The organism is Kitasatospora sp. NPDC091257, assembly GCF_044757675.1.
Taxonomy (GTDB): domain Bacteria; phylum Actinomycetota; class Actinomycetes; order Streptomycetales; family Streptomycetaceae; genus Kitasatospora; species Kitasatospora lactacystinica.
In genome coordinates this window covers 1-8876 of record NZ_JBIVVI010000245.1, presented here as the reverse complement: position 1 = coordinate 8876, position 8876 = coordinate 1, and the positions used below count along the sequence as shown (strand labels likewise).

Annotated in this window: 11 protein-coding genes; 7 read left to right on the top strand and 4 right to left on the bottom strand. The window is 73.4% G+C overall.

Features of this window, described 5'->3' with window-relative positions; translation table 11 throughout:
• The first annotated feature begins 361 nt into the window (after positions 1-361).
• On the top strand, positions 362-790 hold the full coding sequence (locus ACIQOV_RS14260; RefSeq protein ID WP_401048490.1) for a hypothetical protein: 429 nt from the start codon (positions 362-364) through the stop codon (positions 788-790).
• Between the two features lie 40 nt (positions 791-830).
• Positions 831-2624, top strand: a complete 1794-nt coding sequence (locus tag ACIQOV_RS14255) for a zeta toxin family protein (protein ID WP_401048488.1) — start codon at positions 831-833, stop codon at positions 2622-2624.
• A 7-nt stretch (positions 2625-2631) separates the two neighbouring features.
• Here the strand turns inward: ACIQOV_RS14255 and ACIQOV_RS14250 are convergent, their stop codons facing one another.
• Complete coding sequence (locus ACIQOV_RS14250) at positions 2632-2934, bottom strand: hypothetical protein (RefSeq protein WP_401048487.1); 303 nt, start codon at positions 2932-2934, stop codon at positions 2632-2634.
• A 213-nt stretch (positions 2935-3147) separates the two neighbouring features.
• On the opposite strand from ACIQOV_RS14250, the gene ACIQOV_RS14245 reads away from it, so the two are divergent.
• From ACIQOV_RS14245 to ACIQOV_RS14235, 3 genes are all read left to right on the top strand, one after another.
• Entirely contained in the window at positions 3148-5871 is a 2724-nt protein-coding gene (locus ACIQOV_RS14245; RefSeq protein WP_401048485.1) for an ATP/GTP-binding protein, read from the top strand.
• Positions 5872-5988: 117 nt separating this feature from the next.
• Positions 5989-6288: a hypothetical protein gene (locus ACIQOV_RS14240; protein ID WP_401048483.1), complete on the top strand. Its 300-nt coding sequence runs from the start codon at positions 5989-5991 to the stop codon at positions 6286-6288.
• Between the two features lie 18 nt (positions 6289-6306).
• A complete protein-coding gene (locus ACIQOV_RS14235) occupies positions 6307-6555 on the top strand; it encodes a hypothetical protein (RefSeq protein WP_401048482.1) in 249 nt (82 codons plus the stop codon).
• Between the two features lie 156 nt (positions 6556-6711).
• Here ACIQOV_RS14235 and ACIQOV_RS14230 read toward each other — a convergent pair whose 3' ends face one another.
• Complete coding sequence (locus tag ACIQOV_RS14230; RefSeq protein ID WP_401048481.1) at positions 6712-6903, bottom strand: hypothetical protein; 192 nt, start codon at positions 6901-6903, stop codon at positions 6712-6714.
• Positions 6904-7268: 365 nt separating this feature from the next.
• Between ACIQOV_RS14230 and ACIQOV_RS14225 the strand changes: the two genes are divergently transcribed.
• Positions 7269-7562, top strand: coding sequence for a hypothetical protein (locus ACIQOV_RS14225; protein WP_401048479.1), 294 nt, complete (start codon positions 7269-7271; stop codon positions 7560-7562).
• 274 nt (positions 7563-7836) lie between these two features.
• A complete protein-coding gene (locus ACIQOV_RS14220; protein WP_401048477.1) occupies positions 7837-8061 on the top strand; it encodes a hypothetical protein in 225 nt (74 codons plus the stop codon).
• 62 nt (positions 8062-8123) lie between these two features.
• On the opposite strand, the gene ACIQOV_RS14215 is transcribed toward ACIQOV_RS14220, so the two are convergent.
• Positions 8124-8414, bottom strand: coding sequence for a hypothetical protein (locus tag ACIQOV_RS14215; RefSeq protein ID WP_401048475.1), 291 nt, complete (start codon positions 8412-8414; stop codon positions 8124-8126).
• Positions 8411-8876: hypothetical protein (locus ACIQOV_RS14210; RefSeq protein ID WP_401048474.1), on the bottom strand; the 466-nt coding region annotated here is incomplete at its 5' end. The genes ACIQOV_RS14215 and ACIQOV_RS14210, both read right to left, overlap by 4 nt.

The following is an 8876-nucleotide window of genomic DNA, read 5'->3' as shown; positions in this document are numbered from 1 at the left end:
CGGGAGATCCACCCCTGATCCCCTCCCCCGTCCGTCCGACGGCCCCACGCTAGCCCTCGGCGGTCACCGAGCGCAGGCAACCCGCTACTCGAACAGCGAATCAGCGGCCCCTCGACACAGATGCCACAGCAGGCGGGTCGGAGAAGGTCAGGCCGCCGGCCGTGAGCGGACGCCACGCCTGGGCCGACATGAGCACCCGGGCCGGCGACCGGTTCGTGGGAGAGCGCGGTACCTGTTTTCCGGGCGGCGCGGTGCCGGAACGTGGTCACGCCGGGGCCTGGCCGGATCAGATTGACTTTGCTTTCCATCTTGGAGATCTTTGAGCAGTAAAGTGAAAGAAGACATTGGGGGGCTCACTGCCATGGTCCGCATCGAGATCGACGCCGAGGTCTTCGCGGTCCTGCAGAAGAACAGCGAACCGCTGGTCGACACGCCGAACGACGTTCTGCGCCGACTGCTGCTCGGGGGAAGCACTGTTCAAGGCGAAGGCAACAAGGAACAGAGCCGGGACGCCGGGGCGCTGATGCCCTTCATCGAGCGTGGCTGGATCAACCCCGGCGAATTGCTGCACCACGTCAAGAAGCGCACGGGCCACACCTTCCACGCGAGCGTCACCCCGGACGGATGGATCCGCATCAGGGACGGCCGGGAGTTCCCGCTGCCGTCCCCCGCGCTGAAGGCCCAGGTCGGCACCGAGATCAACGGCTGGGGGTACATGGTCCTCCGCCTCGGCCAGCCCCTGCAGAACCTGCGCGAGCGACTGCTCCGTGAGCGGCAGGAAGGGGCCTGAAGAGGCGCGGAGCGGACAGGCAAAGCGGAGGACAGACGCGGTGCGCGAGGGGGAGACGATGGCGGAGGGGCTCTCCGACCGCGAGTGGGCTGATGTCCTGGAGCGGGTGATCGTTCCGGCCGGGATCTCCGGGGCCGTGCCGCAGGAGCATCCGGTGGTGCTCCTTGTCGCGGGCCCGCCCGGCAGTGGCAAGAGCACGCTCGGTGATCTGCTGCTGCCGGTGCTCGGTCTGCGCGGCGGCGCGGTGCGGGTGGGCGCCGACCTGTACAAGGCCACGCATCGGGACTACGAGCGGCTGCTGGCCCAGGATGTGCGCACCGCCGGTGCGGGGGTGCGGGCGGACACGCGCCGCTGGCAGGCGGCCGTGGAGGAGCGGGTGCGCGAGGGCCGGTTCGACGCGCTGGTGGAGACCGCGCTCGCCGACGCCGACGAGGTGCGCGCGCAGGCCGTGGCCTACCGGGCGGCCGGGTACCGGGTCGAGGTGGTGGCGCTGGCCTGCGCCGAGGCGTGGAGCCAGCTCGGCGTCCTCGCCCGCTACACCGAGCAGGCGCTGGCGACGGGCGCGGGCCGGTACGTGTCCTGGGAGACCCACGACGCGTGCGCGGCCGCGCTGGTGACGACCCTGCGGGTGGTCGAGGAGGAGATGCTGGCCGACCGCGTCACCGTGGTGCGGCGCGACCTGGTGCCGCTGTACGGCAACGAGCTCGTCGACGGCGCCTGGGCGAGGACGCCGGGCGCGGCACGGGCGGTGGAGGCGGAGCGGGCCCGTTGGTGGGACGCGGCGGAGAGCGCGGGCTTCCAGCGGGAGCTGTCCCGGGCCGAGCGGGCGCTGGTACACGCCGAGGACCGGATCCCGGCCGACCGCGTGCTGGCGGTGGCCCGCGACGCTCGCCGGGCCGCCGCGCTGTCCGAGCCGGTGCGCCGAATCGCGCAGGCCCTGCGCCGGCCGCCGGGCGTCGACTTCCACCGGCTCTCTGCGGCCGAGCATCGCGAGATCTTCGACCTTGACATCGTGCCCATGCTCTTGGGCGGCGCCGTCGCCCGGGAGCGGCCGGTGGCGGTGTTCGTGGTGGGCCAGCCCGGCGCGGGCAAGAGCGCCGCCGCCCTCATGGTCAAGCGCGCGATGCGCCCGGGCGCGGTCCTCCTCGTCGGCGACGACCTCAAGATGATGCACCCGGACTACTTCGACCTGCTGCGCTGCGAGGCGCGCGACGCGGGGGCCGCGATCCGCGCGGACTACAAGGCCTGGTTCGCAATGGCGCAGGCGTACGTGCGCGAGCGGCGCGGCGACATCGTGATCGAGACCGCCCCGGGCAGCGCCCGGGAGGTCCTGGCCGGCGCCGAGGCGTTCCACCGGTCCGAATACCGCGTCCAGGTGCTGGTACTGGCGGTACGCGCCGCCGACAGCCGCCAGGGCACCGCCGGCCGCTACGCGGACGCGCAGCGCCACGGAATTCCGGCACGGTTCACGACGGCGGCCGGGCACAACCGGTGCTTCGACGCGGTGGCCGCCGTGGTCGAACAGGCGGCGGCGTCCGGCGTGGTCGACGACCTGGTGGTGATGGGCCGGGACGGGCGCGCGCTGTGGCGCCGGGGACGGTCCTTCGGCACGTCGGAGTGGGCACTGCACTCCGAGCGGACCCGCCCCTACACGGAGGCGGAGGCGCGGCGCTTCCTCACGGTCCAGGCGCAGGTGCGCCGGGCGCTGCCGCAGCACCGCGCGGAGGTGGAGGAGATCGCGGCGCTCGCCCGCCCGCTCCTGCCGGAGCGGCTGCGCCCCCTGCCGCTGGACATGCCGCCCGCCGGGCCGCTGCCCGCCGTGGCGGTCGTCTGAGCGCCGGTCAGCTCCCGCCGGTCAGCTCCCGCAGGACCGCCGTGTAGTGGGCGGCCAGGCGGGCGGCTTCCGCGGTGTCCACGCCGTCTCTTAGCCGGTGAAGGTCGGCCATTGCCCGCTGCCGGGCGTTCAACAGGATGTCCAGGTCCCCGGGTTCGGCGCCTTCCCTCACCGCGGGGCGCAGGTCGCGGATGCCCGAGCTGTACCAGGCCACCACCGCGTGAAGGGCCCGCTCCGCCCGCTCCTGCGGGTCGGCGGCCGGCAGGCCTGGCATCTCGGCGGGGCCGTCCTCGGGACGGGGGTCGGGCACGGTGGCACCACCTCGGATCTGAACTGTCACGGTCGCCGCCAGTCTCACACGCCTCCGGTGCCGCCGGTGCCGCGCCCCGGTCGTCCCACCGAGCCGTCGGCCGGAGCGCCCGCGACGCCGACCATCGTGCCCGCTCCGGCGCCGGCCGGTACCGCCGCCGGCGGGCGAGGGCGTAGGTTGATGGACGGTCAGGCAGACGGGGAGAGGGCACACGTGGCACGGGACCTGCGGGCGCTGTTCGGCTCGAACAACCAGGCACTGGACGCGGACGAGGCGTTCACCAACCGCCAGGCCCAGTGGGACGCCGTCGCTTCCGCGCTCGCCGACCACCTCGCCCGCATCGCCGCCCCGGGCTTCGACGTCCAGGACCTGGAAGCTCCCCGACACAACGTGCTGGTCTTCCACGGGGTCGGCGGCATCGGCAAGACCACCCTGTCCCGCAAGCTGGAGGCCGCCCTCGCCGACACCGCCCGGCGCCCCGCCCAGTGGGGGGAGCCCTCCTGGCCCGCCGGCTCCCGCCTTCTTCCGGTGCGCGTCGACCTCGCCCGCTCGGCCGGCGCCGACATCGAGCAGCTCGTCCTCACCCTGCGCCTCGCGCTCGCCCGCCACGTCGGCCGCGGCCTGCCCGCCTTCGACATCGCGCTGCGCCGCTACTGGGACACCGTGCACCCGGGCGAGCCGCTGGAGGAGTACCTGCGCCGCCGCGGACTTGCCGCGATGGCGGGCGATGCCCTGCCCGGGCAGATCAAGGGAGCCGTCGGCGAGGCCGCGCAGCAGCTCGCCCTGCCGGGTGTCGTCGGTTCCGCCGCCGGCCAGGTGGCCGCCGCCCTGGTCACAGCGCTGCGCCAGCGGCACGAGAAGGCCCGCGCGCTGGCCGGCTGCGTGCGGCTCGCGGACCTGCTGGAGGCCGAGCCGGACGTGGAGGCGCTGTCGTTCTACCCGCACCTGCTGGCGTGGGAAATCGCCCGCCTGCCCGCGAAGCACACCGTCGTGCCGGTGGTCCTGCTGGACGGCTTCGAAGACGTCGGCGACCGCACCCACCGCGACCTGGAGCGCCTGGTCCAGCGTGTCGTCTGGCTCATGCCGAGCGCCTTGTTCATCGTCACCGGCCGCTCCCGCCTGCAGTGGGCCGACCCCGCCCTGCAGGGCCAGCTCGACTACACCGGCCCCGCCGCCTGGCCCCACCTCGCCCCCGCTTCCAGCCCGCTGCTGCCCGCCGCCCGCACCCCGGCCCCGAACACCGGGCCGAGGCAACTGCTGATCGGCGACTTCTCCCCCGAGGACTGCGAGGACTACCTCGCCCACCGCCTCACCCACGACGGCCAGCCCCTCATCCCCGCCCCCGTCCGCGCCGTCATCGCCCGCCGCTCCCACGGCCTTCCGCTCTACCTCGACCTCTCCGCCCTGCGCTTCCTGGAGATCCGCCGCACCCGCACCCCCGAACCTGGCGACTTCGAAGCCGACTTCGCCGCCCTCATCGCCCGCACCCTCCAGGACCTCACCGCGGACGAACGGCACGTCCTGCGCGCCGCCGCCCTCCTGGACGCCTTCGACATCCCCCTCGCCACCGCCGCCGCCGGCCAGACCCACGACGCACCCGCCCTGCGCCTGATCGAACGGCCCCTGGTCCGCGAAGACCCGACCGCGCTGTGGCCCTACCACCTCCACGCCCTGGTCCGCTCAACCCTGCGCGGCGCCGACGACCGCACCGACGACCGCTGGTCCGACCAGGACTGGCAACGCGCCGCCGACCGCGCCCACACCGCCCTCGGCGACCAATGGAGCACCACCGCCACCGCCGGAGACCGCGCCCTGCTGATCGGCTGCCTGCGCCAGGGCCTGCGCCTGGCCCGCGACCACCGCCTCGACCTCGGCTGGCTCGCCGCCGCGGCCTGGGCCTACGTCTCCGACTCAATCTGGGAACCCCTCGCCCCGCCCGCACCCGCCGCACCGACCGGGCAGCCCGCCGTGAACGGGCCGGGCGGCATCGCCGTGCTGGACACCCCGGCCGACGCCCTCGTGGAAACCCTCAGTACGCTCGCCGCCCGCCAGCGCGAGCACCGCACCCGCACCGCCGACCGCCTCACCCGCGTCATCGACAGCCGCCTGCTCCCGGCGGACCTGACCGACATGGCCCTCTACTACCGGGCCAAGGCCCACCGCGACCTCGGCCGCGGCGCCGCCTCCCGCCAGGGCATGCAGCAGGTCGCCGCCGGCACCACCCGCCTCGCCCCCGCCGCCCGCCGGGGACTCGCCCACCTCGCCCGCCTCGACGGCGACTTCCCCGCCGCCCTGGCCGCCGCCCAGAACCTCGGCTGGGCCGGACGCCAGCACCGCGTCCTCGGCGACCTGTGGTGGGTCCACGCCGAGATGGACCAGGCCGCCGCCGCCTACCAGGCCGCGCGCACCGACGCCGAACAGCACGCCGTCGCTGGCGAACGTGCCACCTCCCAGGCACAGCTCGCCTTCGTCCGCGCCTTCACCGACCCCGAGACGGCCGACGACGACCTCGACCTCGCCGCCCAGCTCCTCGTGGGTCTCGACCTGCGCGCCACCACCCTCACCACCCGCATCGCCGCCCTCGTACGCGACGCCGGCACCGGCGGCCAGGACTTCACCGACCGCGCGAACGTCCTCGACACGGAGGTCCGGGCCTCCGGCGTCCGCGCCGCCCGCACCACCCTCGCCCTCGCCCTGTGCTTCCACCACGCCGTCCTCGACGACAACGCCGCGCTGGACACCGCGATCCGCGACCTCGACCACCTCACCCGCGGCCACGACTACGCCTACTACACCGACATCGCCCACTTCATGGCCGGCCGCGACCTCCACTTCCCCTCCACCGCGTGCTGGTACGACGGCGACCAGGCCGTCCGCGACCGGTGGCGCGCCCTCGTCACCGCACGCCAGCACCGCCTCCGCAGCAGCGACGGCTAGGAAGGAACCCGGCTCCCGGCCGAGGTTCCCCGACGGAGAACGGGAACGACCACCGCGTCCCGGCACCCGACCGGCACCGGATACCGTGGTGCCCAGAGGCAGAGGCAGGAGGAACCCATGAGCGTCCAACCCGTGTACCACCCTCCGCAGCAACCCCGCGTGCCGCGCACCCCCGACGGCATCGCAGGCGCACTCCAGGGCGGCCGCCGGATGGAGTTCTACCGCGAACTCGGCCAGGCCCCCATCGACCAGGCCGAGCAGGTCCTCAACCGCTGGTGGTGCGAAGCCGAGATGGACACCGACCCCGACCAGGACCGCATCATCGCCGCCGCCCGCAACGCCACCCTGCCCACCACCACCATGGCTGACGTCCTACGGCTGCGCCGCGAGCGAGGCGCAGACCTGCCGGGTGAGTAACGAAGAACCGGACGACCTGTGGCCGGTCCTCCCGTCCGAGCCGTCCAGGACGCCCTGTCCGACCCCAACCTGCCCGTCGACCTGTTCTCCGCGATCGTCGCGCTCACCGTCGCGATCGCCGAGGACCCCTGGCTGCCGGAGAGCAGTGCCCGCGACAGCGCCGGCGACTGGCGCCGGCTGCCGATCCCCCTCGGCCCTGGCCTGGTCGAGTACGTCATCGACACGCCGAGCCACGTCGTACGCCTCACCCGCGTCATCCCCCTGTGACGAACCACAGCCCTGCAGTTCAGCGGCGACAAAGCCTCCGGCTGGCTCAGTGAAACGGCGAAGCCGACCCCAGACGGGAGCGGCTTCGCCGTTTCACACCGCTCTCCAACTATCTGCCGCGGCGAGCCTGGGCTGAGGCGGGTGTGCGGTCCGCCGCTACCGGCTGAGGTTGACGCTGCCGTCACGTTTGGTGGTGATGCGTACCTCGTTGTAGCCGTTGTCGTCGAGGAACTTCCGCAGCAGCCTCCAGTCGACGACGGGCTCGTGGTGAGGGGCGTACGCCCGCTCCGGGGCCGCGTCTCCCCAGCTGGCGTCGAACAGGATCGCGGCGACGACCGGTCTGGCCATGTTGGCCTTCCTCCAGACGATTGACGGGGACACCCTGGGCAGCCCGGTGGCGAACACCACGTGACGGCACGGGGTCGGCCTGGCCGAGCGCAGCTCGGCCAGGCCCTCGGGGAGCAGGGGGTGTTTCCCGAGGACCCGGCCGGTGGGAGGCCAGCAGCGCCGGGAGGACGTGGCGCGGCTGCGCTGCTCGGCGGCCCGGTGGTGCTGTGGTGGGGCCGCCGTGCCGGGAATGCTAGACCCCGGAAGTCGAAGTGAAAAGGGCTCTGACCTGGGATTTTTCGGCCGCGAACATGTCATCCGAAAAAATCTGCCCGGCCGCTGCACCAGGGGATGTGCTCCGGCCGGTCGTGCGTCACGATGACGCGATGAACAACACGGCGAGCGACGTCCAGGCGATGATCGACTTCCTGCGCACGAGGTACCGCGACAGCATCGACACCCACGAGAACATCTTCACCGCCGTCGCCAACGGCCAGATCGACGTGGAGATCGGCGGCTCCCGCGAGGCCCACACCCGCATCGCTCACCAGTCCCTGCGCGAGACCGAGTCGATGCTGGAGCTGTTCGAGACCACCATCGTGGCCCACCTCGGCACGGCCGGCCCTATGGGCGCCATCGCCGAACACCAGCTGCGGATCCTCGCTCGGCCGTTCATGTAGCCGACGGGCCGGTCCCACGTCGCCCCGCCGCCGACACGGCCTTCATCGCGTCGAGCGGCTCCGAGCGGGCCTCGCCCTCTGGCCATCACCGCTCCTGGTCCCCGCACCGCCGCCCTGGCCGCCGATCCGCGGACATCGCCGGCTCCGGTGCCCGGTGGCCGGACGGGAAGCCGCCGGCCGGCGCTGGCTGCCTGGCCGGCTGACCGCCGTCACGGCCCTTCCCCAGTACTGCCAGGTCGCCTACGGTGAGTCCCCCGAAAGACCGGAGGTCCCCGTGCCGAAAGAACAGCCGACACCGAACTACCGCACCTACAGCTGGGAGGACGAGACCACCGACGCTCGCTACGTCGTCGTCTACGCGGGCGACGAGGAAGCCAGCGACGAACGCAAGGAACAGATGCGGGCCAGGGCACGCCGGGTCCTCACGGGACCGGTGGACGGGCAGGCGGGGCAGAACGCGAGGCCGGCACTGCGACTGGTACGCGGAGCCGGCTCCTGAACGGACCGCGGGTCCACGCCCCTTCCGAGACACGGACCCGCAGCACAGCAAGGACGGTCTGCTCAGTCGACCCGCAGAACCCGGGAGACGTAGATCCGCGGCGGATCCTGGCCCTCGTCCACCACGTACTCCACCAGGCCCAGGTCCCGGCGCAGCGGCGCGGAGTGCATACCGGGCCGGCCGGGGACGGGCATGCTCAGGTGAGGGAAGGGGTTCTCCCGTAGGTCGACCAGGAAGGCAACGACGGCGGAGAACACGTCGGGCGGTGTGCCTGGGTTGCCGAGGAGTTCTTCGACGGCCGGGGAGACGGTGATCGGGTCGTCGTCGGGGAGCTCGGTGTAGTCGTCGCTCACAGGGCCCCGAGCCGACGCAGGACCGCGGAGGCGGAGGCGCCGGGAGCGGTGCCGGCCTGGACGGCGGCGTGGATCCGGTCGCCCTCCGGGTCGCGGTAGAGCTCCGCCCGCAGCCACCAGCGCTTCAGGACGCCGCCAATCGTCTCGACGTCGGCCTCGCCCATCTCCCGGTAGAACTCCATCCGCTGCGCCGGTGGCAGGGCTGCGGCGACGCCGTCCTGGGTACGCGGGATGGGCTGCTGGCCGTCGTGGTGGCCGTGCAGGGGCGCTGCGCTCACAGTTCCTCCGGGCGTCTCGTGCGGGCGGGACCGGTACCAGTGTCCTCCCCCGTCAGGCCCGGGCGGTACCCGGGTCACCGCCCGCCAGTCGCGAACGGCCACCGCACCGGGAAACAGACACCGGACGGCCGCGTCCATGACGGTCTGGCCGCCGTTGTCGGTGTCGTTGCCGAAGATCGCCCAC

What these genes read in the sequence shown, in the direction of transcription:
- ACIQOV_RS14260 (WP_401048490.1), top strand. Translation starts at nt 362, where the DNA reads ATGGTCCGCATCGAGATCGACGCCGAGGTCTTCGCGGTCCTGCAGAAG.
- ACIQOV_RS14240 (WP_401048483.1), top strand. Translation starts at nt 5,989, where the DNA reads ATGAGCGTCCAACCCGTGTACCACCCTCCGCAGCAACCCCGCGTGCCG.
- ACIQOV_RS14230 (WP_401048481.1), bottom strand. Translation starts at nt 6,903, where the DNA reads ATGGCCAGACCGGTCGTCGCCGCGATCCTGTTCGACGCCAGCTGGGGA.
- ACIQOV_RS14225 (WP_401048479.1), top strand. Translation starts at nt 7,269, where the DNA reads ATGAACAACACGGCGAGCGACGTCCAGGCGATGATCGACTTCCTGCGC.